Origin of the sequence: Sphingomonas sp. PAMC 26605 (genome assembly GCF_000241485.1) — a bacterium.
Classification (GTDB): Bacteria; Pseudomonadota; Alphaproteobacteria; order Sphingomonadales; family Sphingomonadaceae; genus Sphingomonas.
The window spans coordinates 1170413-1195665 of sequence record NZ_JH584241.1; the positions used below are offsets into that span (position 1 = coordinate 1170413).

The following is a 25253-nucleotide window of genomic DNA, read 5'->3' on the forward strand; positions in this document are numbered from 1 at the left end:
GTGGCACCTCGCGCGCGGCGGCGCAAGACCGGATATCATGGGCTCGGTGCATCCCGTCGACAATCGCCAGACGCGAGCAAGCCCGCCACGGTGACGCACTCGGCGTTCCATGGCGGGCCTGAACATATGCTGAATTGGCGTGGGATTAGAAGGTGTAGGCGAGCCCGACCGCGCCAAGCCACTGGTTCGGCGATCCAGCAGTCCGAACGATCGGGCTGTACGAGAAATCGCCCAGTTCGCGCGAATAGGTGCCGCCGGCGATCACCTTGAAGCCGTGGAGCAGATCACCGGTCAACGAATAGGTCGCGAAACCGCCGACAGAATAGTTTTTCCACCCCGAGCGGGCGGCGTAGGTCGGCAGCCCGCTGGCGAGGCTCTGCGTCGGCGTGATGCTGAAATAGGTATCGGCATAGCCCTGCCCGACATGCTGTGCGGAGGCGAGGATGCCGACCGCGGCCTTGCGGCTGAGCGGGGTCAGATAGGTGAAGCTCGGCTGCCAGATCTCGCTGTTGTGCGCACCCGTCACGCCCTTGCGATAGCTCACCGACACCGACACCTTGTCGTACGGGCTGGTGATCACGCCGGTCTTGCCGATCCCGACATAGCCGCCGAGTTCGAGCGTGGTGGCGCGCTTGCCGAGCGCACGAACCCGGACGTCGTCGATGTTCTTGATGCTCGAGCGATCGAAATTGATGACGCCGACCGGGCCGAACTGCAGATCGATCTTCTGCCCGGGACGGTTGGGGATAAGATCGATGCTGGCGCGGTTGCCGATCACCGAGAAGTTGAAGCCTTTGACCGATCCGATCACCGCGGGGGCCGGCACGAAGCGATAGTCGTTCGAACCGTCATAGTCGGGGAGATAGGCGCCGCCGATACCGACGGTCACGGTATCCTTGTCGAGCTGCGCCGCGAGTTGATCATTGTCGGCGGGTGCGGGCGGGGCACTCTGCGCAAAAGCGGGGCTGGCGCCGGCGAGCAGCAGTGTAGCGGCAGAAACGAGAAGACGATGATTGGTCACGGGGAGCTCCGAAAGCTAAGGATTTGGACCCGTAACGCCCCCGCAACGCTTTGGGTCCGCAAAAGCTGCTTAGAGCAGATAACGCATCTTGATCTGTTGCCGATCGGCATCACTTGTCAGCGTGAAGCGCGCCGCGGCAAAGCGCGGCGGACCGAACGTCACTGCGGGATTTCGCGAAAAACCAAAGCCTTCGCGCGGGATACCGGCGAAGGTGTCGAGCTTGCGATTGTTGTTCTCGTCATGGATGACGGCAACGGCATAATCGCCGCGCGCGAGCCCGTCGAAGCGCAGGCTGGCGGCGGTCGCGGGGATCGAGCGGGTCACGGCCTGCGCGTCGTCGATGCAAGCCGGAAAATTCGTCGGGTCGGCGGTCAGGCAGACGCGCACCGATCCCTTGTGCGACCGTAGATTGACGAGGTCGACCGAGAGTTCACCCGTTGCCACGGCGCCCGGCAGCGTGGCCAGCAGCCCCGCCGCCGCGCCCGCGACGCAGGCGAGCCTGCGCATGCGCCTTGGCAAAATCGCCGACGCCCTTGTCGGTACCGCAAAGCCGATCCCAGAAACGGAAATAAAGGCCATAATTTCCCCGATACAAATCGTGGTGCCGTTGGTGATGGCTGGCCGTGATCAGCCATGCCCCCAGGGGACCCTTCCACATGAACCGGGGAAATATCTCCCACCCCATATGATTGGTCACCCCCATAACCGTCATGATCGCCAGCACCAAGCCAAGGCAGGCGATGTGGATCGGAATAAGGAAGACCAGTAGCGGAATTATCACAGCGCCGGTGACCGCCTCGATCGGGTGAAACGCCATCGCCGCCCAGGCGGTCGGCGGTCGGCTGTCATGATGCACCGCGTGCGCCAGTTTGAAGATCCGCGGCTGATGCATCCAGCGGTGGGTCCAATAGAACCAGCTGTCGTGCGCGACGAGGTAGAGCAGCACCGAGAGCGGCGCATACCATAAGGGCAAAGCGTGGATATCGGTGTAGATCCGTGTCCAGCCGAGCGATTTCCACCCCCAGGCGACGACACCTGCGGGCACGCCATAGATCAGCGCAGAGGCAAGGCTCCACGCAATCTCGCGTCGCATCTGCGCCGACAGGCCGGTGTAGAGGCCCGGATGCCTGGCATGCGTCGCCGCAGCGAACGCGCCCGACACGATCACATAGCGCACGCCGACGATCAGCGACATGGCGAACGCGGAGGCAAGGATCGCGAGGAGCATCGCCACGCTGTAGCCGACGCGGGCGGCCAAGTCAGGGAGATTCGCCGCACACACAGGCTGGCGACCGGTCGGTTCGCCCCCGCCGCGCTTGCACCCTGCCGCATTTCGGCTATCGCCTTGGGCATGCCAGCGATCCTCTCCTGCGACATCGCCATCGTCGGTGGCGGGCTGGCCGGCGGGTTGATCGCCCTGGCGCTCGCGCGTCAGCGGCCCGAGCTCGACGTGCGGATCGTCGAAGGCTCGGATCGCTTCGGCGGCAATCATCTCTGGTCGTTCTTTGACAGCGACATCGCCGATGCCGATCGCTGGATCGTCGCGCCGCTCGTCAGCTATCGCTGGCAAGGCTATGACATCGCGTTCCCCGCGCACCGGCGGACGCTCGACAGCGCTTATTATTCGATCGAATCGGAACGGCTCGACGCGCGGCTTCGCGCCACCTTGCCCGCGCGCGCGCTGATGACCGGGCGCAAGGTGCTCGCAGCCGGGCCGACCGCGGTGGTGTTCGCCGATGGCGACCGGCTCGAGGCCAAGGGTGTTATCGACGCCCGCGGACCGGGCGATCTCGCTCTGCTCGACCTCGGCTGGCAGAAATTCGTCGGGATCGAGTTCGAACTCGGTGCGCCGCATGGCCTCACCCGTCCGATCGTGATGGACGCGACGGTCGAACAGATCGATGGCTATCGCTTCGTCTATACGCTGCCGCTGTCGCCGACGCGGGTGTTCATCGAGGATACGTATTATAGCGACACGCCCGATCTCGGGCGATCACCGCACGGCAGCGGCGGCAATGCCGATCCGATCGGCGAGCGCGTCCGCGCCTATGCGGCCGCGCACGGCTGGCCGACCGACGCCGTCATCCGCGAGGAATCGGGGGTGCTGCCGGTGACGATGGGCGGTGATTTCGCCGCATATTGGCAATCGGGCGGCAACAAGGTGGCCAAGGCCGGGATGCGCGCCGGTCTGTTCCACCCGACAACGGGTTATTCGCTGCCCGATGCGGTGCGGCTCGCCGCGCGGATCGCCCGTGCGCCCGATATCTCGGGCGCAGGGTTGCACGATCTCACGCATGACTATGCCAGAAGCACGTGGCAGGCGCGCGGCTTCTACCGTATGCTCGACAAGATGCTGTTCCGCGCTGCCGAACCCGAGGAACGCTATCGTATTCTCGAACGCTTTTACCGGCTCGACCAGCGCCTGGTGCGGCGTTTCTATGCAGGACGATCGACGATGATGGACAAGGCACGGATCCTGACCGGCAAGCCGCCGGTGCCGATCAGCCGCGCACTGCGCGCGATCGGCGTTTTGCCGGGCGGGGTGAAGGCATGAGTTCGCACCCGCCGCGCGCGACGGCGCGCACCGCGATCGTCATCGGCGCAGGCTTTGGCGGCCTCGCGCTTGCGATCCGGCTGCAATCCGCCGGGATCGAGACGACGCTGCTCGAGGCGCGCGACAAGGCCGGCGGCCGCGCCTATGTGTGGGAAAAGGACGGCTTCGTGTTCGACGCCGGCCCGACGGTGATCACCGATCCGCCGTGCCTGCAAGAGCTCTGGGCGCTGACCGGGCGCGACATGGCGGACGACGTGACGCTTGCGCCCGTCATGCCGTTCTATCGGCTCAACTGGCCCGACGGCACGGTGTTCGATTATTCGAACGACGAACCCGCGCTCAATGCCGAGATCGCCAAGCTCAATCCGGACGATGTCGCGGGCTATGCCAAGTTTCTCGACTATTCGGCCGGCGTCTATGAAGAGGGCTATCGCAAGCTCGGGCATGTCGCCTTCCTCGACTTCGTCTCGATGATCAAGGCCGCGCCCGCGCTCGCCAAATATCAGGCGTGGCGCTCGGTCTATTCGGTCGTCAGCTCCTATGTGAAGGATGAGCATCTCCGCCAGGCGCTGTCGTTCCATACGCTGCTCGTCGGTGGCAATCCGATGAACACGAGCGCGATCTACGCGCTGATCCACAAGCTCGAGAAAGACGGCGGCGTGTGGTTCGCGATGGGCGGCACCAACAAGCTGATCGACGGCATGGTGAAGCATTTCGAGCGGCTCGGCGGCGTGCTGCGGCTGGGCGATGCCGCGGTCGACATCGCGACGCTCGGCGACCGTGCGACCGGCGTCACCACCGCGAGCGGCTGGCATCAGGACGCCGATATGGTCGCGTGCAACGGCGACGTGATGCATATCTATCGCGACCTGCTCAAATCGTCGCGCAGCGCGCAGCGCACCAAGAAGGCGCTTGCACGGAAACGCTATTCGCCGTCGCTGTTCGTCGTGCATTTCGGGATCACGGGGACGTGGCCTGGCATCCCGCACCACACCATTCTGTTCGGGCCGCGCTACAAGGGGCTGCTCAGCGACATTTACGACCACGGCGTGCTGTCCGAGGATTTCTCGCTCTATCTGCACCATCCGACCGTCACCGATCCGTCGATGGCGCCCGAGGGGTGTTCGACCTTCTACGCGCTCGCGCCGGTGCCGCACATGGGCAAATTCCCGGTCGATTGGGACGAGGTCGGGCCGATCCTCGAAAAGCGCATTCTCGACGAGATCGGGCGGCGGCTGATTCCCGACATCCATTCGCGGATCGTCACCAAGTTCCATTACGCGCCGAACGATTTTGCTGCGGACCTCAACGCCCATCTCGGCAGCGCCTTCTCGCTCGAGCCGATCCTGACGCAGAGCGCCTGGTTCCGCGTGCACAATCGCGACGACCATATCCCCAACCTGTATTTCGTCGGCGCGGGCACGCATCCGGGCGCGGGGATTCCCGGCGTGGTGGGCAGCGCCAAGGCGACCGCAGCGCTGATGCTGGAAGGCGAACGATGAGATTGCAGTTTCTCCCCTCCCTGGAAGGGAGGGGCCGGGGGTGGGTCGGCCCGTTGTCGGGCGTGAGCTTGCTCCTTTGGCCGACCCACCCCCAACCCCTCCCTTCCAGGGAGGGGAGTCGGTAATGAAGCGCCTCGCGATTTACTGCGGCTCGGCCACGCCGGCCGATCCCGTCTATATCGATTGCGCACGCCAAGTCGGCCGGACGCTCGCCGAACGCGGCATCGGTGTCGTATACGGCGGCGGCAGGCTCGGGCTGATGGGCGCGGTCGCCGATAGCGCGCTCGCGGCAGGCGGTGAGGTGATCGGCATCATCCCGCAGGCACTCGTCAACGCCGAGGTAGCGCATCGTGGCCTCACCGAACTTCACGTCGTCGAAACGATGCACAAGCGCAAACAGGCGTTCACCGATCTCAGCGACGGGTTCATCAATCTGCCCGGCGGCACCGGCACGATGGACGAATTGTGGGAAGCGCTGAGCTGGGCGCAGATCGGCTATCACGCCAAGCCCGTCGGGCTGCTCAACGTCGTGGGCTATTACGACCATCTGGTCGCTTTCTACCACCATATGGCCGAGGTCGGTTTCCTCCGCCCGCAGCACGCCGGCATCCTGATCGTCGACACCACGCTCGAGGCGCTGCTCGCCAAGATGGACGCGCACGTGCCGATCGAGACGATCACGAAGATGCGCGCCAAGGATCTGTGAGCGCGCACGACCGCCCGAGCCGTGACGCGATCGTCGCGACCGCGCAGGAATCGATCGCGCGCGGATCGAAGAGCTTCGCCGCAGCGAGCCGCCTGTTCGCGCGCCCGACGCGCGAGCGTGCGTGGCTGCTCTACGCGTGGTGCCGCGCGTGCGATGATATCGCCGATGGGCAGGATCACGGCCATAACATGACCGGTGTCACCGACGGCCCGGCGCGGCTCGCGGAGATTTCGGCCAAGACCGAGCAAGCGCTGGCAGGCGTCGAGGTCGGCGATCCGGCGTTCGATGCGCTGCGCCTTTTCGCGGCCGAGACCGCCCTGCCCGCTGCGCTGGCGCGCGACCTGATCACCGGCTTCGCGCTCGATGCCGCGGGCTGGCGCCCGCAAAGCGAGGCCGATCTGTACCAATATTGCTACCATGTCGCGGGCGCGGTGGGGTGCATGATGGCGCTCGCGATGGGCGTGCCACGCACCGACGAAGCGACGCTCGACCGCGCGTGCGATCTCGGGCTGGCGTTCCAGCTCGCCAATATCGCGCGCGATATCGCCGAGGATGCGCGCGCCGGCCGGTGTTACCTGCCGCAGGACTGGCTCGACGACTATGGCCTCACCGCCGATACGCTGCTTGCGCCCGAGAATCGCGAGCGCCTGGCGCAGATCGGTGCTCGGCTGGCCCGGCTCGCGGAGTCCTATGAAGCGAGCGCGCGCTTCGGCACGCCGATGCTGTCGTTTCGCTCTGCCTGGGCGGTGCTCGCCGCGGCCGACATTTACGGCGCGATCGCGCGCGCCATTGCCGCGCTTGGGCCGCGCGCCTGGGATCGACGCGTTTCGACCTCGAGCGCTGCGAAGCTTGGGTTCATCGCCCGCGCCGCTCTCGCCGCGGGTCGCCGTACCACGCTTTATCCTCCGGCACCGCGCGACGCGACGCTGTGGACACGTCCACGCGTCGCGGCCGGGGCCGCTTAACCACCTCCAGGCAACCTCCACCCCTGGACTGCTATGAGCGGGCGATATCGAGGTGAAACGATGACCGCGTTCCGCTCAGTGCGCCAAAGCGCTATCGCGCGGCCGTGCTCCGCGGCATGCCGATACTCGTGCGTCGCTGCGGGAGCGCGCCACGGCGCATGTGGTCGGCGCCGAGGCGTTGGGATCGCTGCTGCGCTAACGAATCCGCCGGGCCCTGCCGATTCGGAACCGCGCCGCGGTACACGAGCCACGCAGCTGACATTCGCGTCTCGGGATGTTGCCGAGTGATCAAGGGTAAGCCTATTCCGATGGCGCAATAGCGCTGGCGGGGGGCGCTCAGCCGCGTTTCGCGACAGGCTTGGCTTGTGCCAAGCGTGCGCCGTTCGCGCGGCACGAGGCCGTAACGACCGGAAAATCGATATCGCTGTTGCGCGCCAAAACGGTGGGCATCGCGCGCTGACATTCGCCGATCGACGTATATTGGACCTGCTCGACACGCGCCTGCTGGCAGGCGCTGCTGCCGTCGCCACATCCCATGATCGCCATGACGTAGAAAAGCGGGTCCATAACCGTCTCCGTTCACAGCAAAAACCGACGAACTGCCCGGCTTGTTCCATCAACCGCTTCCGGTCGTGCTTGACCGCGCCTACATGGGAGGCAATGCCCCCCGATACCGCCACCTCCTCCACCACGCCCGAACGGCCGATGCTCCCCACGCTCAGGCGTTTCCTGCCCTATCTGTGGCCGGCGGATGCGCCGATCCTGCGGCTGCGGATCGTCGGGGCGATGCTGCTCGTCATCGTCTCCAAGGTGACGCAGGTCTATCTCAGCGCCTATACGCTCAAATGGGCGGTCGACCGGATGGCGCAGGGGCAGCGCGGCGCGATGTGGATCGTGATCGCGCTGGTGCTCGGCTATGCCGGTGCGCGCTTCTCGACGACGGTGTTCGACAATCTGCGCAACGCGGTGTTCGAACGCGTCGGGCAGGACGCGACGCGACGGCTCGCCGCGAGCGTGTTCCGCCACCTCCACCAACTCTCGCTGCGCTTTCATCTCGAGCGGCGCACCGGGGCGGTGACCAAGGTGGTCGAGCGCGGCACCAAGAGCATCGATACGATGCTCTATTTCATGCTGTTCAACATCGCGCCGACCGTGCTCGAGCTGGTGCTCGTGCTCAACATCTTCCGCTCGAGCTTCGGCTGGGGACTCGTCGCGGCGACGGTGGCGATGGTTGCGGTCTATATCTGGTTCACGCGGATGGTGACCGACTGGCGCGCCGCCTTGCGCACCCGGATGAACGACCTCGACACGGGTGCTGTCAGCCACGCGGTCGATTCGCTGCTCAATTTCGAGACGGTCAAATATTTCGGCGCCGAGGAGCGCGAGGGCAAGCGCTACGACGCGGCGATGGCGGCCTATGCCAATGCCGCGGTGACCTCGGAGAATTCGCTGGCGTGGCTCAACGTCGGGCAGGCGCTGATCACCAATCTGATGCTCGGCGGCGGGATGGCGTTCGTCGCCTGGGGCTGGGGCCGCGGGCAGTTCTCGGCGGGCGACGTGGTGTTCGTCTCGACGCTGCTGTCGCAGCTGTTCCGGCCGCTCGACCTGCTCGGCATGGTGTATCGCACGATCCGCCAGGGCGTGATCGACATGGGCGCGATGTTCGACCTGGTCGATACGCCGTCCGAAGTGGTCGATATGCCCGGCGCGGCGCCGCTCACCGTGACGCGCGGGCATGTCCGCTTCGAGGATGTGCGCTTCGGCTACGATGCCGGGATGCCGATCCTCAAGGGGATCGATCTGGACATTCCGGCGGGCAAGACGCTCGCCGTGGTCGGCCCCTCGGGGGCCGGCAAGAGCACGCTCGCGCGCCTGCTCTACCGCTTCTACGACCTCACGGGTGGGCGGATCACGATCGACGGGCAGGATATCGCCGAGGTAACGCAGGCAAGCCTGCGCGCGGCGATCGGCATCGTGCCGCAGGACACCGTGCTGTTCAACGACACGATCGGCTACAATATCGCCTATGGCCGCGAGGGCGCCGGCCGGCCCGAGATCGAAGCGGCCGCGCGCGGCGCGGCGATCGCCGGCTTCATCGAGCGCCAGCCGCAGGGCTATGACACGCGCGTCGGCGAGCGCGGGCTGAAACTTTCGGGTGGCGAGAAGCAGCGCGTCGCGATCGCGCGGACCCTGCTCAAGAACCCGCCAGTGCTGATCCTCGACGAAGCGACGTCGGCGCTCGACAGCCGCACCGAGGGCGAGATCCTCGACACGCTCCAAGCGATCGAGCGCGGGCGCACCACGATCGTGATCGCGCATCGCCTCTCGACCGTGGTCCATGCCGACGAGATCGTCGTGCTCGAGGCGGGACAGGTGATCGAGCGCGGCAGCCACGCCGCTTTGCTGCGCCGGAACGGCCTCTATGCCGAGATGTGGAACCGCCAGGCGCAGGAACGCGCCGAGGAATCGATCGCGGCGGAGTGAGGCCTAGAGCAGGTCGCGATACTCGGGATGCTTGTCGATATAGGCCGCGACGAACGGGCATTGCGGGATGACCTTCAAGCCACGGTCGCGCGCGCTGTCGAGCGCGGCGCGCACCAGCTTGGTCGCGACGCCGTGGCCCGCGACCGCTTTGGGCACAAGCGTATGCGTGAAGACGATCGTGTCGCCCTCCATTTGATACGCCGCGACCGCGCGATGGCGGCCGACGGCGAGTTCGAATTCCTGTTCGGCCTTGTTGTCGCGGACTGTTTCCATGGGAGCCACGCTTGCACCGGGAGCGGCGGGGTGCGCAAGAACAAGGGGTAAACATCTTGCGGATTTCGGCGTATATCGTTACATGTAACGGCATCGAAGGAGGTGCCGCGATGGGCATGGAACGACCGATGACCAGCGCCGAACGCGTCGCCAAGCGGCGTGCGGCGTTGCGGGCGCAAGGGTTGCGTCCAAAGACTTTCTGGCTACCCGATACATCGACTCCGGAGTTCCGGGCGCGTGCGGAAGCGTCCACTGCGTGGCTGTGGGAGCGAGCGAGCGAAGAGGAACAGGCCATGGCCTTCGTAGAAGCGATGACCGACGATTTGCTAGCCGACCTTGATCGTCGGGAAGCGGAGGGGTGAATCGCGGCGAAGTGTGGAGCGCGGCCACCGGCAGTGGCTTTGGCGGAAAACCGTGCCCGGTCGTGATCGTTCAGGCGACGCTCTTTAGCCATACGCCGAATATTATCGTGGCTCTGTGCAACTCCGCCGGCGCGTCATCGGACGCGGTTCGCCCGCGGGTTTTTCCCGACGCGGATAACGGGTTGCACGAGATATCGGACATTGCGGTCGATCTGCTAGTGACTGTACCGCGTCGCAAGTTCGGCCAGTGCTTTGGTCGTCTCTCACCCGCCGATCTGCACCGGGTCGACCAAGCTCTCCTCCTCATCCTCGGCTTTGCGTAAATGATCGATCCCCTCCCCATCCTGCAATCGACCTTCGGCTTCCCCGCCTTTCGCGGGGTGCAGGGGTCGGTGGTCGAGCGCGTGCTCGCGGGCGAGCGCACGCTCGCGGTGATGCCGACTGGGGCGGGCAAGTCGCTTTGCTATCAGCTGCCCGCGGTGCTGCTCGAAGGCACGTGCGTCGTCGTCTCGCCGCTGATCGCCCTGATGCACGATCAGCTCCGCGCCGCGACCGCGATCGGCATACGCGCGGCGACGCTGACCTCCGTCGATACCGACCAGGCCGAGACGATCGCGCGCTTCCGGCGCGGCGAGCTCGATCTGCTCTATGTCGCGCCCGAACGCGCCTCTGGCGGGGCGTTCCGCGAATTGCTCGCGCGCGCGCCGCTCGGCCTGTTCGCGATCGACGAGGCGCATTGCGTGTCCGAATGGGGGCATGACTTCCGGCCGGACTATCGGTTGCTTCGACCGCTGCTCGATGCCTTTCCCGACGTTCCGCGGCTCGCGCTTACCGCGACCGCCGATGCCGTCACGCGCGCCGACATTCTCGAACAGCTCGGCATCCCACACGAGGGGATGATCGTTGCCGGGTTCGACCGGCCCAACATCCAATATCGCATCAGCCCCAAGGACAATGCGACGCGCCAGATCGCCGATATGATCGCCGAGACGCCAGGCGCGGGCATCGTCTATCTGCAGAGCCGCGCCGGCACCGAGAAAATGGCCGAGGCGCTGAGCAAGACCGGCCGCCCGACGCGCGCCTATCATGCGGGGCTCGACCCGCATGTCCGAGCCAAGAACCAGGCCGATTTCGTGGCTAGCGAAGACATGGTGATGTGCGCGACGGTCGCGTTCGGGATGGGCATCGACAAGCCCGACGTGCGCTTCGTCGCGCACGCGGGCCTGCCGAAATCGATCGAGAGCTATTATCAGGAGACGGGCCGTGCGGGTCGCGACGGCGATCCGGCGGTGGCGCATCTGTTCTGGGGCGCCGAGGATTTCGCGCGCGCGCGCCAGCGGATCGGCGAGGTCGAGCCCGCCCGTCAACCCGGCGAGCGGCAACGGCTCGCGGCGCTCGGCGCGCTCGCCGAGACGGCGGGCTGCCGGCGGAAAATCCTGCTCAAGCATTTCGGCGACGACAGCCCCGACAATTGCGGCAATTGCGACAATTGCCTCAATCCGCCCGCGGCGGTCGATGCGACGGAGGTGGCGAGGAAATTCCTCTCCGCGGTGTTTCGCACGGGGCAGAGTTTTGGCGCGGGCTATATCGAGCAGATCCTGACGGGGCAGTCGAGCGAGCGCAGTCTGATGAACGGGCACGAGGCGCTCGCCGTGTTCGGCATTGCCTCGAGCCCGGAGGAAGCCGCGCTGATCAAGCCGGTCGGGCGCGCCTTGCTGCTCCGCGATGCGCTGCGTGCCAACGATTTCGGGGGGCTCGAATTCGGCCCCGGCGCGCGCGGCATCCTCAAGGAGGGCGACCAGGTCGCCTTGATCGTCCCGCCCAAGCGTGAGCGGCGGCGGCGCGGGAGCGCGGGGAGCGTCCCCAATCCGACCGGGGATCCGCTGTTCGAGGCGCTGCGCACCAAGCGTCGCGAACTCGCGCTCGAGGCGAGCGTGCCGCCCTACGTCATCTTCCACGATTCGGTGCTGCGCGAGATGGCGCTGACGCGGCCGTCGAGCCTGTCGGCGATGGGGCACATCACCGGCGTCGGGGCGCGCAAGCTCGAGGCGTATGGCGAGGCGTTTCTCGGGGTATTGCGGCGGTTCTGAGCGGCGCTTTATCACGCGAAGGTGCGAAGGCGCAAAGGGAAGGACTCGTGGTACGGTCATCTCTCCGTCGCATTGCGGCGCGGCTTCAGGCTCGGGGAGGCAGCGGGAATGAATGCTCCAGGAAAGAGCAAACCCGTTCAAAATGCCGGTCATTCCCGCGAATGCGGGAATCCCGCTTCTCTGGTCAGGTCAGCAGGAGCGGGACCCCCGCTTTCGCGGGGGTGACGGAGGTGGGTTCGTCGAGCCGTGCGATTTCGCCCGATGCGGTGCATTCGCGCTACCCCCCGCATCTCCACGGGAACCAAAACTGCTTCTCTCCGCGCGTCCGCGCCTCCGCGCGAACCAAATCTGCCGCTTCCGCCGCGCCGCCGCGCGGTCTAGAAGCGCACCCATGACCATCCTCCGCACGATCGACCCGACCATCGCCGTCGCCCCGCAAATCTCGCCCGATGCGATCGGCGAGCTTGCCGCCGCCGGCTTCACCGCCATCGTCAACAACCGCCCGGACGGCGAGGACATGGGCCAGCCGACCGGCGCCGAGATCGCCGCCGCCGCGGAGGCCGCCGGTCTGCGCTACGCCGCGATCCCCGTGACGCATGCCGGCTTCTCGCACGCACAGATCGACGCGATGGCGGCGGTGCTTGCCGAGGCGAACGGGCCGGTGCTCGCCTATTGCCGCTCGGGAACGCGCTCTTGCAACCTGTGGGCGCTCGCGGCGGTCAAGGCCGGAGCCCATCCCGATACGGCGATGGCGAAGGCCGCCGCCGCGGGATACGACCTCACCGGGCTTCGCCCGTTGCTCGACGCGCTTTCCACCCCGGCCTGAGCGAGCGTGGACTGGACCCAAATCGGACTGAGCGTCGCCGGCGTGCTCGGCCTGGCGCTGGTCGCGCGCTGGCTGCGGCTCGGCGAAGCGCGTATCTCGAGCGTGGCGCAGGCGCGCGAGACCGCCGAGCAGATGCTCGCGGGCTTCGTTGCGCACGGCGCAGTGATCGGGACCGACGGCAATGCCGCACTGGTCGCGGGCAACGGCGCGATCGCCCTGCTCAAGCGCCACGGCGCCAAGGTCGCGGCCCGGCGCCTGATCGCGCCGTTGCGGCTTAGCCAGGCGATCGAAGGCGTTCGCGTCGAGAGCGGGGAGCGGCACTTCGGCGCAGTGCTGCTGTTTGGCGTGCTCGAAACCGATGTGCGCGCGCTCGAGGATAGCGTCGCCCGCGGGACGACCTATCACTGATCGGCGCCATGACATCGCGCGGGAAATTGCCTCTTTACGGATCCCGCTGACACTGGTGTAAACAGGGCGGATGGACCTGCCCGATCCTGTCCAATACGCCGTGCCCGGCTTCATCGCGCTCGTGCTTGCCGAGATGATCGTCGCGCGAATCAAGGATCGCACCCGCTACGAACCCAGCGACACGCTGGTCTCGCTCGCGCTCGGATTTGGGAGCACCATCGCGGGTGCCCTTTCCGCCGGGCTGGTCTTCGCGCTGTCAGTCTGGGTGTGGCAGTTCCGGCTCTTCGATATCGGCTATGCCTGGTATTGGTTCGGGCTTGCCTTCGTGCTCGACGATCTCTGCTATTACGTCTTCCATCGCTCGGCGCACCGCGTCCGCTGGTTCTGGGCGAGCCATGTCGTCCACCATTCGAGCCAGCATTATAATCTGTCGACCGCACTGCGGCAGACCTGGACCGGCTTCTTCTCGCTCGGCTTCCTCTTCCGCCTGCCACTGCTGCTGATCGGCTTTCCCCCGGCGATGCTCGTCTTCGTCGCGGGGCTCAACCTGATCTACCAATTCTGGATCCACACCGAGATGATCGACCGCATGCCGCGCTGGTTCGAGGCGGTGATGAACACGCCGTCGCACCACCGCGCGCATCATGCGACCAACCCGCGCTATCTCGACACCAATTATGCCGGCGTGTTCATCGTCTGGGATCGCCTGTTCGGCACGTTCGAGCCCGAGCGCGCCGATGACGCCCCGCGCTACGGCATCGTCAAGAATCTCGGCTCGTTCAACCTGTTATGGGCCGCGACGCACGAATGGATCGGCATCGCGCAAGACGTCTGGCGGGCGCCGGGGCTTCGTGCCAAGTTCGGCTATCTGGTGATGCCGCCAGGATGGAGCCACGACGGCAGTCGCGACACGTCCGAGACGATCAAGGCGCGGTGGCGCGCGAGCGGGGACAAGGCGCGCTAAAGCGCCGCGAGCAGGAGAGAGCGCGTGGAAGAAGCCGATGTGGTGGTGATCGGGGGCGGCTCGGGCGGCGCGGCGGCGGCGGGCCGGTTGAGCGAGGGCGGGAAGTTCTCGGTCGCCTTGCTCGAGGCGGGCGGGCGCAACACGGGCTTGCGCACCCGGATCCCCGCTTTCCTCGCGTTTCAGACCGACAAGACCAACTGGAATTATGAGACCGTCCCGCAAGTCGGGCTCGGCGGGCGGCGGGGGCATCAACCGCGCGGCAAGGGGCTCGGCGGGTCGAGTGCGATCAACGCGATGATCTATATCCGCGGCAACAAATGGGATTACGACAATTGGGCGGCGCTCGGCTGCCCCGGCTGGTCGTATGACGACGTGCTGCCGTGGTTCAAGCGCAGCGAACACAATGTCCGCGGCGGCGACGCCTATCATGGCGGCGACGGTCCGCTATGGGTGAGCGAGCAGCACCATGCCAATCCGGGCAGCCGCGATTTCGTCGAGGCCGGCGCATCGCTGCAGATTCCGCGCAACGATGATTTCAACGGCGCGCGGCAGGAGGGGATTGGCCTCTACCAGGTGACGCAGAAGGGTGGCGAACGCTGGACCTCGGCGCGGGCGTATCTCGGCGATGGTCCGGACAATCCTGCGCTGCACGTGGTGACCGGGGTCACCGTCGAACGCGTGCTGTTCGAGGACGGCCGCGCCTGGGGTGTCGCCTATCTGCAGGGTGGCCAATCGAAGGTGATCCGCGCGCGCAAAGCCGTCGTGCTCGCGGCGGGGGTGTTCGGCACGCCGCAAATCCTGATGCTGTCGGGGATCGGCCCGGCCGCGCATCTGCGCGAGCACAATATCGCGGTCCGCGTCGACCGGCCGACGGTCGGCGCCAATCTGCAGGACCATATCGATTATGTCGCGGCGTTCGAGACGCCGGGGAAAAGCTTCGTTGGCAATTCGTTGAAGGGCAAGCTCGCGATGGCGGGCGCGTTGGTCCAATGGTTGCGCAAGCGCGAGGGGATGATGACGACGCCCTTCGCCGAAGCGGGCGCGTTCCTGACCACCGACCCGCAAGCACCCGCGCCAGACGTGCAGCTTCACTTCGTCGTCGCCGCGCTCGAGGATCATGGCCGGACGCAAGTGCCGGGGCATGGCTATTCGTGCCACGTCTGCGTGCTTCGGCCCGAAAGCCACGGCACGGTGCGGCTCGCCTCGGGCGATGCGCGCGCCGCGCCGTTGATCGACCCCGCTTTCCTCACCGATCCGCGCGACATGGCGACGATGATGCGCGGGGTGCGCGCGATGTACCGCATCCTCGAGGCGCCGCCGCTCAGCGACCATCAGGGCCGCGACCGCTATCCGATCGACCTGCGCGACGACGACGCGCTCGAGCGGCTGATCCGCGCGCGCGCCGACACCGTCTATCATCCCGTCGGCACCGCGCGGATGGGATCGGACGACGCGGCAGTGTGCGATCCGCGCTTGCGCGTGCGCGGGGTTGCGGGGCTGTACGTCGCCGACGCCTCGGTCATGCCCAAGCTCGTCTCGGGCAACACCAATGCGCCGTCGATTATGATCGGCGAACGCTGTGCCGATTTTTTGGCCGCAGACCTCGCCTGATCGGCTGCATGCGGCGGCATGGACCGCAAGGATTGGAACAGGATCGGGCTCGCGGCGGCGGTTGTGTTGGTGCCGGGCGGCTTCCTGCTGGGCGCGACGCTTGCCGCACGGCGACTGCGCGCGAACGCCCGCGACAAAGCCGATTTGACGGCACCCGACACGCCCGCGCTGCCGCCGCAAACATAAAAAAGGGCCGGTGCGTTGCCGCACCGGCCTAGGTCGTCCGCAGGAGGAACATCGTGAAGGGGGCGGATCGTTCGGGGCCCGCCCCCCAATCTCTTCAATAATTATAGGCGCGTTCGCCGTGTTCGGTGATGTCGAGGCCTTCATGCTCGACTTCTTCCGAAGGACGGATGCCGACCGTGTATTTGAGGATCAGGAACAGCACCGCCGAGACGCCGCCCGACCAGACCAAGGTGATCGCGACCGCTTCGGCCTGCGTCCACAGCTGGGTCGCCATGTCGTACACGCCGGGCTTGGCGACGGCGGCGGTGTAATCGACCCAGCCCTGGCCGCCGAGCTTGGGATCGGCGACCACGCCGGTGCCGAGCGCGCCGAAGATGCCGCCGATGCAGTGCACGCCGAACACGTCGAGCGAGTCGTCATACTTGCCCCAAGCTTTCACCGTGGTGACGAAGAAGAAGCAGAGCGGCGAGACGAGCAGGCCGAGGATGATCGAGGTCATCGGCGAAGCGAAGCCCGAGGCTGGGGTGATCGCGACGAGCCCGGCGACCGCACCCGTCACCGCGCCGAGCAGCGACGGCTTGCCGTGCTTGATCTGGTCGATCACCGCCCACGACACGCCGGCTGCTGCCGTAGCGACGAAGGTGTTGATGAAGGCCAGAGCCGTCAGGCCGTTCGATTCGAGGTTGGAGCCGGCGTTGAAGCCGAACCAGCCGACCCACAGCAGGCTGGCGCCGATCATCGTCATGGTCAGCGAGTGCGGCGGCATCGGCTCCTTGTTGAAGCCGGCGCGCTTGCCGATCACGAGGCAGCCGACGAGCCCGGCGATGCCCGCGTTGATATGCACCACGGTGCCGCCCGCGAAATCGAGCGCGCCCTTGCCGTAGAGGAAGCCGAAATCAGTCGGGGCGTTGGGGAGGAAATCAGGACCCGCCCAATACCACACCATGTGTGCGATCGGGAAATAGACGATCGTCATCCAGGCGACCATGAACACCATCAGCGGGGTGAACTTCACCCGCTCGGCGAACGCGCCGACGATCAGCGCGGGCGTGATGCACGCAAAGGTCATCTGGAAGCAGACATAGGCATATTCGGGGATGTAGACCCCGTTCGAGAAGGTCGCCGCGAGCGAATTGGCGTCGACCCCCTTGAGGAACAGTTTGCCGAACCCACCGACGAACTGCGAGCCGCCGGTAAAGGCCATCGAATAGCCCCAGCTGACCCACACCAAGGCCGCGATGCAGACGATCATGAAGACCTGCATCAGCACCGACAGCATGTTCTTGGTGCGCACTAGGCCGCCGTAGAACAGCGCGAGGCCGGGCACCGACATCATCAGCACGAGCACCGACGAGGTCAGCATCCAGGCGGTGTCGCCCTTGTTGACCATTGCCGCGGTCGGCACGAACGGCTTGGCGGCGGCCGCGGCAGGCGCCTGCGCCCAGGCCGGGAGCGCGCTCAGCAGCGCTGCGCCGGCGAGCCCGGCCAGACCCAATTTGGTCGATCGATTCATTGCTACCCCCTTCGGTCCGCTCGCGCGGGTAATGTGGTTCGCGGCGCTTACAGCCTGCGTGTCGTTCGCGGCGCTCACAGGGCCGTCTCGTCGGTTTCGCCGGTGCGAATGCGGACTGCCTGCCCGACATCGAGCACGAAAATCTTGCCGTCGCCGATCGCGCCGGTGTTGGCCGAGGCCTGGATCGCCTCGACGACCTTGGCCGACAGGTCGGAGCCGCAGACGACCTCGATCTTGATCTTAGGCACCATGTTGGTGCTGTATTCCGCCCCGCGATAGATTTCGGTCTGGCCCTTCTGGCGGCCGAATCCCTTGACTTCGGTAACGGTCATTCCGGCGACGCCGATCTCGGTCAGCGCTTCGCGCACCTCGTCGAGCTTAAAGGGTTTGATGATGGCAATGACGAGCTTCACGCGCGAACCCCCCTGTTTATTGGTCCTGGGGGATGCCTCGCAAAAGCCATGCCAGACGCGAACGCGCGGTTCCCCGAGCCGCCAGCGAGTCGGAAAAGCTTACCGGACCGTAAATTTTGTGCAGTTGCGAACCGCTGCCTAAGAATCAGGCAGGTTCGGCGAGGATTGCCCGTGCTGCGTCGACATCGTCCGCATCGACCATCACGCGGACGGGAATGAAGAACTGGCTGCCATCGGCAATGCTGGCATTGCCATCGAGCGCGAGTGCCATGATCCCCTCGGACTCGAGCCGTCCGACGACGATATAAGCCTCATTGCGCGCAAACCGGCCGAGTTCGACCAGACTCATCGCCTGTCGGTCATTTCGAGCGGATCGAAAGCGGGCAGGATCGTCTGGACGCGCACCGGCAAGCCATCGATGCTGTGCGTACGCTTGGCGATGACAGCGAGTCGCGCTTCGGGATCCTGCTGTGCATGGAACCTGACGAGCGTGTCGCGTTCACGATCGAGCGCCATGCGCGGGACACCCCAGCCGCAGCTCGTCTGGACGCTGTCGACGGTGATATCGAACACCTTCCGCGCGCCCGCGAGCCGTGGAAACTGCGCCGCCACCGTGTCGAAGCCGGGGTCTCCTGCAACGACGAAGCTCCCCGTGCCGTAGAGCCGCAGGATCAGCGCGGGATTGTCGAACGCGCAGAACATGATCGTGATGCGGCCGTCGGCGACAAGATGCGCTTGCGTCTCGTTGCCCGATCCGCCGAGATCGAGATAAGCGACGCGATTGGCGCCGAGCACGCGGAAGCTGTCCATTCCCTTGGGGCTGAGATTGATCCGCGCGTCTGCGGCGGCGGTGGCGACGAAGAAGACCGGCTGCTTCGCGATGAAGGCGCGGTGCGCATCGTCGATGGCCGAGAAAATTTCCATGCCGCGCGCGTAGCACGTTCAGACGATGCGGGGAATCCGGGGGCGGCCAAGCGCGCATTCGAGCGCGTCGCGATCCCAGCCGCCGAGATCGGCAGCGGCAGCGTAGGTTGACTGGCAGAAGGCCAGCAAGGTCGCAATCGGGTCGGCGGCGGTGCGCACGACATCATAGTCGAGTAGGAACTCACCGAGATCGGCGTTCCAGCCTGCCTCGGCGGGTTCGACATGAGCCTGCGCATAGGCAGCGGGCGACGGATAGGCGTATGCGTAGAACGCCGCATGCGGATAGGCGTCGCTGCCCGGCCAGAAGCCGACGCTGGCCTCCTCGTGGCTATAGGCTTCGCACGTGACCGCATCGGGCAGGCCGGGAAAACCGCCGGGATGGCGCGGCGCCGCACGGCCCGAAAAGCGCGTCGCGGCGAGATCGAAGCTGCCCCAGAAGAAGTGGACCGGCGACGCCTTGCCGAGAAAGCCGGTGCGAAATTCGCCGAACACGCGCGCGACCTGAATCAGCGCACGCCAGAAGACCCGGACGGCGTCGGCGTCGTACGGGCGTTCTGCCGTATCCTCGGCGAAGGGAGGGACGTCGGCCATTTCGCTGGGGACGCCGTCGAACTGCGCGGGAACGTCGAGTTCGGTGAGGCAGGTGATCACGCTCTGGTGGAAATGCGCGATGCTGCCTGGCCCCAGTCCGATCCCGCGGCTGCGCCCGTCGCTGGTCATCAAGACGAGACGATCGTGGAGTAGGTCGAACTCGATCTCGAGAATCCGGTCGCCGAGCGGGATCGCCGAGGTCGTCAGCCCACGTGCCGAGACATAGAGCGAGACGTGCCAGCTATGGTTGAGCCACGGCGTCAGCGCGAGCCGGACCTTGCCGACGATCTGCGTGCGGAGCTGCAGCGCGATCGCGGTTCTGCCCCAGTGCGACCAATCGAGCTCGGGCCAGGCGCTCATGTAATCGCGTTTCCCTTTGGCATAAGGCGAATGACTCGGGAGCCGGGGGTCGCTATATGTACCGCATCGGATAAGAATGAAAGACGGACGATGCAGAGCAAGAATGTCGACCTGTTCGGGTCGTTTCTCAGCAGTTCCGCCGCAGAAGAGAACGCTCCTCCAGCCGTAACGCCGTCGGCGCAGGTCGAGGGCGAGTTGCTGAAATTGCTGTCGGAAGCACAACAGCCCCTCGATCTCAAGACACTCGTGATGGGGACGAGCGGTAGTGCGACCGAGACACTCAGGATTCTCGACGACATGACGCGATTCAAGTTGATCGAAAAGCGGAACGACGGCACGTTCACCATCACGGATCTGGGGAATGACTTGAAGGCGAGCTGATCGGGGGGATTATGTTCGTGAATTACGTGTTCGCCGGACTGATCGGGGCGGCAACGGGTGCAGTTGAGCTGCTCGGTCGATATCGCGATGATCCCTGGTCAACGTTGCGTGCCAAGCCGGCAATCTTCTATCTTCTGGTCAATGGCGCGGCATCGATGCTGGCCTATGATCTGGTGCTCGTGTTCGACGTCCGCTTTGGGCTCGCGTCGGGGGCGTCCCTTCGGCTCGCGACGATCCAGGTTCTGCTTGCCGGCCTGTCGGCGATGGCGTTCTTCCGGACCGCGCTGTTTACCGTGCGCGTGGGCGACGCCGATGTCTCGGTCGGCCCAGGCCTGATTCTGCAAGTCCTGCTCGCGGTTACCGACAGATCGATTGATCGCGGCAGGGCGATGCCGCGCGCGGCCGACGTTCCCGTCATCATGAAGGACGTCGACTTCGCCAAGGCGGCGGAGGCGCTGCCCGCCTTCTGCTTCGGCGTGATGCAGAACATTGACAGCGAGGAACAGACCGCTGCGCGCAAGCAGATCGCGATCATTTCCGGCGCAAGCCTGTCGAGCGGCTTGAAAAGCAGCCTGCTTGGGCTGTTGCTGGTCAATCTCGTGGGGCGGCCGGTGCTGAAATCCGCGGTGACCGCGCTCGGACCCGAAATCCGCTAACGCGGAACTGCTAGACCGCCGTCCCGCCCACCGTGAGCCCTGCGACCAGCAAGGTCGGTTGCCCGACGCCAGCCGGAACGCTCTGACCGCCCTTGCCACACATGCCGACACCCTCGTCGAGCGCGAAATCGTTGCCGATGCCTTCGACGCGGGTGAGGCAGGAGGGCCCGTCGCCGATCAGCGTTGCGCCCTTGATCGGAGCGCCGATCCGGCCGTTCTCGATCTTGTACGCCTCGGTGCAGCTGAACACGAATTTTCCGGACACGATGTCGACCTGCCCGCCGCCGAACGACTTGGCGAAGATGCCGTTCTTGACGCGCGACAACAGCTCGGCGGGGTCATCCTTGCCGCCGCGCATGAAGGTGTTGGTCATCCGCGGCATCGGCGCGTGCGCGAACGATTCGCGGCGGCCGTTACCGGTCGGTGCGACGCCCATCAGCCGGGCGTTGAGCCGGTCTTGGATATAGCCTTTCAATATACCGTCTTCGATCAGCACGTTTTCCTGCGTCGGCGTGCCCTCGTCGTCGATCGACAGCGAGCCGCGCTTGTCGGCGATCGAGCCGTCGTCGACCACGGTGACGCCCGGCGCGGCGACGCGCTCGCCGATCCGCCCCGAAAAGGCGCTGGTGCCCTTGCGGTTGAAATCGCCTTCGAGCCCGTGGCCGATCGCCTCGTGCAGCAGGATGCCGGGCCAGCCCGGCCCGAGCAGCACGGTCATCTCGCCCGCAGGTGCCGCGACCGAATCGAGATTGACGACGGCTTGCGCCAGCGCCTCGTCGATCGCCCGGTTCCACGTCGCGGGGGCCATCAGCTCGTCGTAGAGATAGCGGCCGCCGAGCCCGAACGTCCCCGTCTCGCGCCGGCCGTTCTGCTCGACGACAATCGAGACGTTGAGGCGGACAAGCGGGCGCACGTCGGTGGCGATGAAACCGTCGGCGCGGACGATCTCGACGACGTTCCAGCTGCCCGACAGCGAGACCGAGACCTGCGCGACGCGCGGATCGCGCGCGCGGGCGGCGGCGTCGATCGTCTGGCACAAATTCACCTTGTCGGCGAAGGGGACGAGATCGAGCGGATCGGACGCGGTATAGAGGTGGCGGTTGGTCGCGCGCGGCGGGCCGGCCTTGGGCGCGCTCGACGGATCGATCAGCGCCATCGTCTCGCTCGCGCGCTTGATCGCGGCGGCGCTGAGTTCGTTGGCGTGGGCGAACGCGGTCATCTCGCCCGACACGGCGCGCAGGCCGAAGCCCGAATGCGTATCGTAGCTGGCGGTCTTCAGCCGGCCATCGTCGAAGCCGAACGCCTCGGACTTGCGATATTGCAGATAGAGTTCGCCGTCATCGGCCTTGCCGAGCGCGGCGGCGGTGAGCGCTTGCGCTTCATCGGGCGAGAGCTGGCCGTCATGATACAGGAACGCGCGGGGGTCTGTCGGACTGGTCATCCGACGAATATAGGCAGGTTAACGCCCCGCGCCATCCCCGTGATCGTGCAAAGTCGCCGGATCGACGCCATCGGCGGGTCCGCCGATCAGAACGAAGCGGCGGTCGCAATAGCCGCAATCGACATAGCCGCTCTCGTCGATCTCGAGGAAGACGCGCGGATGGCCGAGGCTTGCGCCGCCGGGAATGTCGGTCGCGCCGTCACAGATGTTGCGGGCGTGCGTTACGCGCAGGATTTCGGGCGGTGCGATCATGGTGCGCGTGTAGCAAGCTGGTGGAGGGCGAGCAACGGGCTTCTCCCCTCCCGCTTGCAATCGCGCGCTATGCGCAAGGCATGACCGAGGCCGCCATCTCCATCGCGAACCTATGCAAGACCTACAAAGGCGGCAAGCGCGCGCTCGACGATGTGTCGTTCGACGTGCCGCGGGGGACAATCTTCGGGCTGCTCGGCCCAAATGGCGCGGGCAAGTCGACGCTGATCAACATCCTGGCTGGCCTCGTCAACAAGACCAGCGGCAATGCCACGATCTGGGGCTTCGACACCGAGAAGCATCCGCGCAACGCGAAGGCGTCGATCGGCATCGTCAACCAGGAGATCCTGTTCGACCCGTTCTTCACGCCGATCGAGACGCTCGAGATCCAGGCGGGGCTCTACGGCGTCCCCAAGGCGAAGCGCCGCTCGATGGAATTGCTCCGCGCGGTGCATCTCGAGGACAAGGCCGACGCCTATGCCCGCACGCTGTCGGGCGGCATGAAACGCCGGCTGATGGTGGCGAAAGCGATGGTCCACACGCCGCCCGTGCTCGTGCTCGACGAGCCGACCGCTGGCGTCGACATCGAGCTGCGCCAGCAGCTCTGGGCCTATGTCCGCCAGCTCAACGAGCAGGGCGTGACGGTGGTGCTGACGACGCACTATCTTGAGGAAGCCGAGCAGCTCTGCGACCGAATTGCGATCATCAACCACGGCAAGGTCATCGCCAACAAGCCGACGCGCGAGCTCGTCGGCATGGCGACCGAGAAACTGGTCGAGGTAACGGTCGACCGCGACGTCGCGGTGCCGCCGAGCGCGGTGTGCTTCCAGAAGATCGAGCTCAAGGGCATGCGGACGCTCGCGATCACCTACGCCAAGGATAAGGTGAACGCCGGCGAGGTGCTCGCCGCGGTGCAGGCCGATGGCTACGGCATCGTCGACGTATCGACTCGCGAGGCCGATCTCGAGGATGTGTTCCTCAATCTGACGCGGGCGTCGAATGCGGCGTGATCGTCGCCCCGGCGGAGGCCGGGGCCGCTGGCGTTTGCGCAAGACGCCAGCCACGCGCATCTAACAGAGCGGCCCCGGCCTCCGCCGGGGCGACGGTATGAGAGAGACGCGCGTGCCCGAAACCAAGACCTCCGACGTCCTCATCATCGGTTCCGGGGCCGCCGGCCTCACCGCCGCGCTCAACCTCGCCGATCGCTTTAAGGTCACCGTGCTCGCCAAGGGCGCGATGAACGAGGGGTCGACCGCTTGGGCGCAAGGCGGGATCGCCGCGGTGCTCGAGGAAGGCGACACCTTCGAGAGCCATATCGAAGACACGATGATCGCCGGCGCCGGGCTCAACGACCGCGCGACGGTCGAGTTCGTCGTGACGCAGGCGCCCGCCGCGATCGCTCGGCTCGAGGAATTGGGCGTGCCGTTCGCGACCGAGGGCAATGCGCTCCATCTAACGCGTGAAGGCGGCCACAGCCATCGCCGCATCGTCCATGTCGCCGACGCGACCGGCTGGGCGGTGCAGGAGGCGCTGCAGCGCGCCGCGACCGACCATCCCAACATCACGCTTGTCCCCGACATGGTCGCGATCGACCTGGCGACGGGCAAGCATGAGGAGCGCTATTCTGGCGCGGGGCATGTCTGGGGCGTCTACGCCGTCAACCGCGCGACCGGGCGGGTCGAGGTCTACACCGCCCGCGCGACGATCCTCGCGACCGGCGGCGCCGGCCGTACCTATCTCTTCTCAACCGCGCCCCGCGGTGCGACCGGCGACGGCATCGCGATGGCGTGGCGCGCGGGCTGCCGCGTCTCGAACATGGAGATGATGCAGTTCCACCCGACCTGCCTCTACAATCTCGAGGTCAAGAACTTCCTGATCACAGAGGCGGTGCGCGGCGAGGGCGGGCATCTGCTGATCCCCGAGACGGGCTATCGTTTCATGCCCGATTTCGACCCGCGATTGGAACTCGCACCGCGCGATGTCGTCGCGCGCGCGATCGATCACGAGATCAAGCGGCTGGGGCTCGACTACGTCCACCTCGACATCAGCCACAAGGGCGAGGCGTTCATCCGCGAGCACTTCCCCAATATCCATGAGAAGCTGCTCGGCCTCGGCATCGACATGACCAAGGAGCCGATCCCGGTGGTGCCCGCGCAGCATTACACCTGCGGCGGCGTGGTGGTCGATCTCGACGGGCGGACCGACCTGCCCGGCCTCTACGCCGCGGGCGAGTGCAGCGAGAGCGGGCTCCACGGCGCGAATCGCCTCGCCTCTAACTCGCTGCTCGAATGCTTCGTCTTCGGCGAGGCGTGCGCCAACCATATCGCCGAGCATTGGGACGATCTCCCCGCCCCGCCCCCGATCCGCCCATGGGACGAAAGCCGTGTCGAGGATTCGGACGAAGAGGTCGTCATCAAGCAGAACTGGACCGAGATCCGGCGCTTCATGTGGAACTATGTCGGGATCGTGCGCACCACCAAGCGGCTCGAGCGCGCGCAGCATCGTATCCGGATGCTGACCGACGAGGTGAACGATTATTACGGGCATTTCCGCGTCACGCCCGACCTGATCGAGCTGCGCAACCTGCTCCAGACCGCCGAGCTGATCGTGCGATCCGCGCTCCACCGGCATGAATCGCGCGGGCTGCACTACACGCTCGACTATCCCGACTTGCTGCCCGAGGCGGTCGACACCATCTTGGTTCCGTAAATCCACGGAGTAGACAGTCGCCGTTCCGATGTCGTTTTGTCCCGTGCCCTAGGCGCTTCGTCGC

The 25253-nt window shown here is 66.0% G+C and carries 29 protein-coding genes; 17 read left to right on the forward strand and 12 right to left on the reverse strand.

Features of this window, described 5'->3' with window-relative positions:
• Positions 1–145: 145 nt before the first annotated feature.
• The 3 genes from RH90_RS05355 to RH90_RS05365 form a co-directional block, all read right to left on the reverse strand.
• Positions 146–1021 carry a MipA/OmpV family protein gene (locus RH90_RS05355; RefSeq protein WP_010184349.1) on the reverse strand — a complete coding sequence of 292 codons (876 nt, stop codon included), beginning with the start codon at positions 1019–1021 and terminating at the stop codon, positions 146–148.
• A 69-nt stretch (positions 1022–1090) separates the two neighbouring features.
• Entirely contained in the window at positions 1091–1528 is a 438-nt protein-coding gene (locus tag RH90_RS05360) for a DUF2141 domain-containing protein (RefSeq protein ID WP_010184350.1), read from the reverse strand.
• Positions 1452–2249: a sterol desaturase family protein gene (locus tag RH90_RS05365; RefSeq protein ID WP_029625059.1), complete on the reverse strand. Its 798-nt coding sequence runs from the start codon at positions 2247–2249 to the stop codon at positions 1452–1454. The genes RH90_RS05360 and RH90_RS05365 overlap by 77 nt, the downstream gene beginning before the upstream one ends.
• Positions 2250–2372: 123 nt before the next feature.
• Here RH90_RS05365 and crtY point away from each other — a divergent pair, with 123 nt between their 5' ends.
• From crtY to RH90_RS05385, 4 genes are all read left to right on the forward strand, one after another.
• A complete protein-coding gene (gene crtY / locus RH90_RS05370) occupies positions 2373–3575 on the forward strand; it encodes a lycopene beta-cyclase CrtY (RefSeq protein ID WP_010184352.1) in 1203 nt (400 codons plus the stop codon).
• On the forward strand, positions 3572–5077 hold the full coding sequence (locus tag RH90_RS05375) for a phytoene desaturase (RefSeq protein WP_010184354.1): 1506 nt from the start codon (positions 3572–3574) through the stop codon (positions 5075–5077). Before crtY ends, RH90_RS05375 begins: the two co-directional genes overlap by 4 nt.
• Positions 5078–5201: 124 nt before the next feature.
• Complete coding sequence (locus tag RH90_RS05380; RefSeq protein WP_010184355.1) at positions 5202–5783, forward strand: TIGR00730 family Rossman fold protein; 582 nt, start codon at positions 5202–5204, stop codon at positions 5781–5783.
• Entirely contained in the window at positions 5780–6748 is a 969-nt protein-coding gene (locus RH90_RS05385) for a phytoene/squalene synthase family protein (RefSeq protein WP_010184358.1), read from the forward strand. Before RH90_RS05380 ends, RH90_RS05385 begins: the two co-directional genes overlap by 4 nt.
• Before the next feature lie 336 nt (positions 6749–7084).
• Here the strand turns inward: RH90_RS05385 and RH90_RS05390 are convergent, their stop codons facing one another.
• Positions 7085–7315 (reverse strand): hypothetical protein, encoded by a 231-nt coding sequence (locus RH90_RS05390; RefSeq protein WP_010184359.1) that lies wholly within the window; start codon positions 7313–7315, stop codon positions 7085–7087.
• Positions 7316–7408: 93 nt separating this feature from the next.
• Here RH90_RS05390 and RH90_RS05395 point away from each other — a divergent pair, with 93 nt between their 5' ends.
• Positions 7409–9232, forward strand: a complete 1824-nt coding sequence (locus tag RH90_RS05395) for an ABCB family ABC transporter ATP-binding protein/permease (protein ID WP_010184360.1) — start codon at positions 7409–7411, stop codon at positions 9230–9232.
• 3 nt (positions 9233–9235) lie between these two features.
• Here the strand turns inward: RH90_RS05395 and RH90_RS05400 are convergent, their stop codons facing one another.
• Positions 9236–9505 (reverse strand): GNAT family N-acetyltransferase, encoded by a 270-nt coding sequence (locus RH90_RS05400; protein WP_010184361.1) that lies wholly within the window; start codon positions 9503–9505, stop codon positions 9236–9238.
• A 128-nt stretch (positions 9506–9633) separates the two neighbouring features.
• On the opposite strand from RH90_RS05400, the gene RH90_RS05405 reads away from it, so the two are divergent.
• The 8 genes from RH90_RS05405 to RH90_RS23340 all read left to right on the forward strand — a co-directional run bounded on the left by RH90_RS05405 (position 9634) and on the right by RH90_RS23340 (position 15952).
• On the forward strand, positions 9634–9867 hold the full coding sequence (locus RH90_RS05405; RefSeq protein WP_232280306.1) for an antitoxin MazE-like protein: 234 nt from the start codon (positions 9634–9636) through the stop codon (positions 9865–9867).
• Positions 9864–10190, forward strand: coding sequence for a type II toxin-antitoxin system PemK/MazF family toxin (locus RH90_RS05410; protein ID WP_029625060.1), 327 nt, complete (start codon positions 9864–9866; stop codon positions 10188–10190). The genes RH90_RS05405 and RH90_RS05410 overlap by 4 nt, the downstream gene beginning before the upstream one ends.
• On the forward strand, positions 10191–11957 hold the full coding sequence (recQ, locus tag RH90_RS05415; RefSeq protein WP_010184364.1) for a DNA helicase RecQ: 1767 nt from the start codon (positions 10191–10193) through the stop codon (positions 11955–11957).
• A gap of 391 nt (positions 11958–12348) precedes the next feature.
• The gene (locus RH90_RS05420; RefSeq protein WP_010184365.1) at positions 12349–12783 is read left to right on the forward strand and encodes a TIGR01244 family sulfur transferase; all 435 of its coding nucleotides are present in this window, start codon (positions 12349–12351) and stop codon (positions 12781–12783) included.
• Positions 12784–12789: 6 nt separating this feature from the next.
• The gene (locus RH90_RS05425; protein ID WP_010184366.1) at positions 12790–13191 is read left to right on the forward strand and encodes a hypothetical protein; all 402 of its coding nucleotides are present in this window, start codon (positions 12790–12792) and stop codon (positions 13189–13191) included.
• A 70-nt stretch (positions 13192–13261) separates the two neighbouring features.
• Positions 13262–14155 (forward strand): sterol desaturase family protein, encoded by an 894-nt coding sequence (locus tag RH90_RS05430; protein WP_010184367.1) that lies wholly within the window; start codon positions 13262–13264, stop codon positions 14153–14155.
• Between the two features lie 24 nt (positions 14156–14179).
• Entirely contained in the window at positions 14180–15766 is a 1587-nt protein-coding gene (locus RH90_RS05435; protein WP_010184368.1) for a GMC family oxidoreductase, read from the forward strand.
• A gap of 18 nt (positions 15767–15784) precedes the next feature.
• Positions 15785–15952 carry a hypothetical protein gene (locus RH90_RS23340; protein WP_157134520.1) on the forward strand — a complete coding sequence of 56 codons (168 nt, stop codon included), beginning with the start codon at positions 15785–15787 and terminating at the stop codon, positions 15950–15952.
• A gap of 94 nt (positions 15953–16046) precedes the next feature.
• On the opposite strand, the gene RH90_RS05440 is transcribed toward RH90_RS23340, so the two are convergent.
• The 5 genes from RH90_RS05440 to RH90_RS05460 all read right to left on the reverse strand — a co-directional run bounded on the left by RH90_RS05440 (position 16047) and on the right by RH90_RS05460 (position 19753).
• Positions 16047–17465: an ammonium transporter gene (locus RH90_RS05440; RefSeq protein WP_010184369.1), complete on the reverse strand. Its 1419-nt coding sequence runs from the start codon at positions 17463–17465 to the stop codon at positions 16047–16049.
• A 74-nt stretch (positions 17466–17539) separates the two neighbouring features.
• A complete protein-coding gene (locus RH90_RS05445) occupies positions 17540–17878 on the reverse strand; it encodes a P-II family nitrogen regulator (protein ID WP_010184370.1) in 339 nt (112 codons plus the stop codon).
• Positions 17879–18023: 145 nt separating this feature from the next.
• On the reverse strand, positions 18024–18227 hold the full coding sequence (locus RH90_RS05450; RefSeq protein WP_010184371.1) for a putative signal transducing protein: 204 nt from the start codon (positions 18225–18227) through the stop codon (positions 18024–18026).
• On the reverse strand, positions 18224–18802 hold the full coding sequence (locus tag RH90_RS05455) for a pyridoxamine 5'-phosphate oxidase family protein (RefSeq protein ID WP_010184372.1): 579 nt from the start codon (positions 18800–18802) through the stop codon (positions 18224–18226). Before RH90_RS05455 ends, RH90_RS05450 begins: the two co-directional genes overlap by 4 nt.
• Before the next feature lie 18 nt (positions 18803–18820).
• Positions 18821–19753: a DUF5996 family protein gene (locus RH90_RS05460; protein WP_010184373.1), complete on the reverse strand. Its 933-nt coding sequence runs from the start codon at positions 19751–19753 to the stop codon at positions 18821–18823.
• 90 nt (positions 19754–19843) lie between these two features.
• On the opposite strand from RH90_RS05460, the gene RH90_RS05465 reads away from it, so the two are divergent.
• A complete protein-coding gene (locus tag RH90_RS05465; RefSeq protein ID WP_010184374.1) occupies positions 19844–20134 on the forward strand; it encodes a hypothetical protein in 291 nt (96 codons plus the stop codon).
• Positions 20135–20151: 17 nt separating this feature from the next.
• The gene (locus tag RH90_RS05470; protein WP_157134521.1) at positions 20152–20790 is read left to right on the forward strand and encodes a hypothetical protein; all 639 of its coding nucleotides are present in this window, start codon (positions 20152–20154) and stop codon (positions 20788–20790) included.
• Between the two features lie 10 nt (positions 20791–20800).
• Here the strand turns inward: RH90_RS05470 and tldD are convergent, their stop codons facing one another.
• Both tldD and RH90_RS05480 read right to left on the reverse strand, forming a co-directional pair.
• On the reverse strand, positions 20801–22231 hold the full coding sequence (gene tldD, locus RH90_RS05475) for a metalloprotease TldD (RefSeq protein ID WP_010184376.1): 1431 nt from the start codon (positions 22229–22231) through the stop codon (positions 20801–20803).
• Between the two features lie 18 nt (positions 22232–22249).
• Positions 22250–22483: a zinc-finger domain-containing protein gene (locus RH90_RS05480; protein ID WP_010184377.1), complete on the reverse strand. Its 234-nt coding sequence runs from the start codon at positions 22481–22483 to the stop codon at positions 22250–22252.
• An 80-nt stretch (positions 22484–22563) separates the two neighbouring features.
• On the opposite strand from RH90_RS05480, the gene RH90_RS05485 reads away from it, so the two are divergent.
• Together RH90_RS05485 and nadB are read left to right on the forward strand one after the other, a co-directional pair.
• The gene (locus RH90_RS05485) at positions 22564–23490 is read left to right on the forward strand and encodes an ABC transporter ATP-binding protein (RefSeq protein ID WP_010184378.1); all 927 of its coding nucleotides are present in this window, start codon (positions 22564–22566) and stop codon (positions 23488–23490) included.
• A gap of 97 nt (positions 23491–23587) precedes the next feature.
• Entirely contained in the window at positions 23588–25189 is a 1602-nt protein-coding gene (gene nadB, locus RH90_RS05490; RefSeq protein WP_037492654.1) for an L-aspartate oxidase, read from the forward strand.
• Positions 25190–25253 lie beyond the last annotated feature (64 nt).

Excerpts from the sequence above, each read along its gene's own strand:
- RH90_RS05360 (WP_010184350.1), bottom strand. The coding sequence starts at position 1,528 with ATGCGCAGGCTCGCCTGCGTCGCGGGCGCGGCGGCGGGGCTGCTGGCC.
- RH90_RS05365 (WP_029625059.1), bottom strand. The coding sequence starts at position 2,249 with ATGCTCCTCGCGATCCTTGCCTCCGCGTTCGCCATGTCGCTGATCGTC.
- crtY (WP_010184352.1), top strand. The coding sequence starts at position 2,373 with ATGCCAGCGATCCTCTCCTGCGACATCGCCATCGTCGGTGGCGGGCTG.
- RH90_RS05375 (WP_010184354.1), top strand. The coding sequence starts at position 3,572 with ATGAGTTCGCACCCGCCGCGCGCGACGGCGCGCACCGCGATCGTCATC.
- RH90_RS05380 (WP_010184355.1), top strand. The coding sequence starts at position 5,202 with ATGAAGCGCCTCGCGATTTACTGCGGCTCGGCCACGCCGGCCGATCCC.
- RH90_RS05390 (WP_010184359.1), bottom strand. The coding sequence starts at position 7,315 with ATGGACCCGCTTTTCTACGTCATGGCGATCATGGGATGTGGCGACGGC.
- RH90_RS05395 (WP_010184360.1), top strand. The coding sequence starts at position 7,409 with ATGCCCCCCGATACCGCCACCTCCTCCACCACGCCCGAACGGCCGATG.
- RH90_RS05400 (WP_010184361.1), bottom strand. The coding sequence starts at position 9,505 with ATGGAAACAGTCCGCGACAACAAGGCCGAACAGGAATTCGAACTCGCC.
- RH90_RS05405 (WP_232280306.1), top strand. The coding sequence starts at position 9,634 with ATGACCAGCGCCGAACGCGTCGCCAAGCGGCGTGCGGCGTTGCGGGCG.
- recQ (WP_010184364.1), top strand. The coding sequence starts at position 10,191 with ATGATCGATCCCCTCCCCATCCTGCAATCGACCTTCGGCTTCCCCGCC.
- RH90_RS05420 (WP_010184365.1), top strand. The coding sequence starts at position 12,349 with ATGACCATCCTCCGCACGATCGACCCGACCATCGCCGTCGCCCCGCAA.
- RH90_RS05430 (WP_010184367.1), top strand. The coding sequence starts at position 13,262 with ATGGACCTGCCCGATCCTGTCCAATACGCCGTGCCCGGCTTCATCGCG.
- RH90_RS23340 (WP_157134520.1), top strand. The coding sequence starts at position 15,785 with ATGGACCGCAAGGATTGGAACAGGATCGGGCTCGCGGCGGCGGTTGTG.
- RH90_RS05440 (WP_010184369.1), bottom strand. The coding sequence starts at position 17,465 with ATGAATCGATCGACCAAATTGGGTCTGGCCGGGCTCGCCGGCGCAGCG.
- RH90_RS05450 (WP_010184371.1), bottom strand. The coding sequence starts at position 18,227 with ATGAGTCTGGTCGAACTCGGCCGGTTTGCGCGCAATGAGGCTTATATC.
- RH90_RS05455 (WP_010184372.1), bottom strand. The coding sequence starts at position 18,802 with ATGGAAATTTTCTCGGCCATCGACGATGCGCACCGCGCCTTCATCGCG.
- RH90_RS05460 (WP_010184373.1), bottom strand. The coding sequence starts at position 19,753 with ATGAGCGCCTGGCCCGAGCTCGATTGGTCGCACTGGGGCAGAACCGCG.
- RH90_RS05465 (WP_010184374.1), top strand. The coding sequence starts at position 19,844 with ATGCAGAGCAAGAATGTCGACCTGTTCGGGTCGTTTCTCAGCAGTTCC.
- tldD (WP_010184376.1), bottom strand. The coding sequence starts at position 22,231 with ATGACCAGTCCGACAGACCCCCGCGCGTTCCTGTATCATGACGGCCAG.
- RH90_RS05480 (WP_010184377.1), bottom strand. The coding sequence starts at position 22,483 with ATGATCGCACCGCCCGAAATCCTGCGCGTAACGCACGCCCGCAACATC.
- RH90_RS05485 (WP_010184378.1), top strand. The coding sequence starts at position 22,564 with ATGACCGAGGCCGCCATCTCCATCGCGAACCTATGCAAGACCTACAAA.
- nadB (WP_037492654.1), top strand. The coding sequence starts at position 23,588 with ATGAGAGAGACGCGCGTGCCCGAAACCAAGACCTCCGACGTCCTCATC.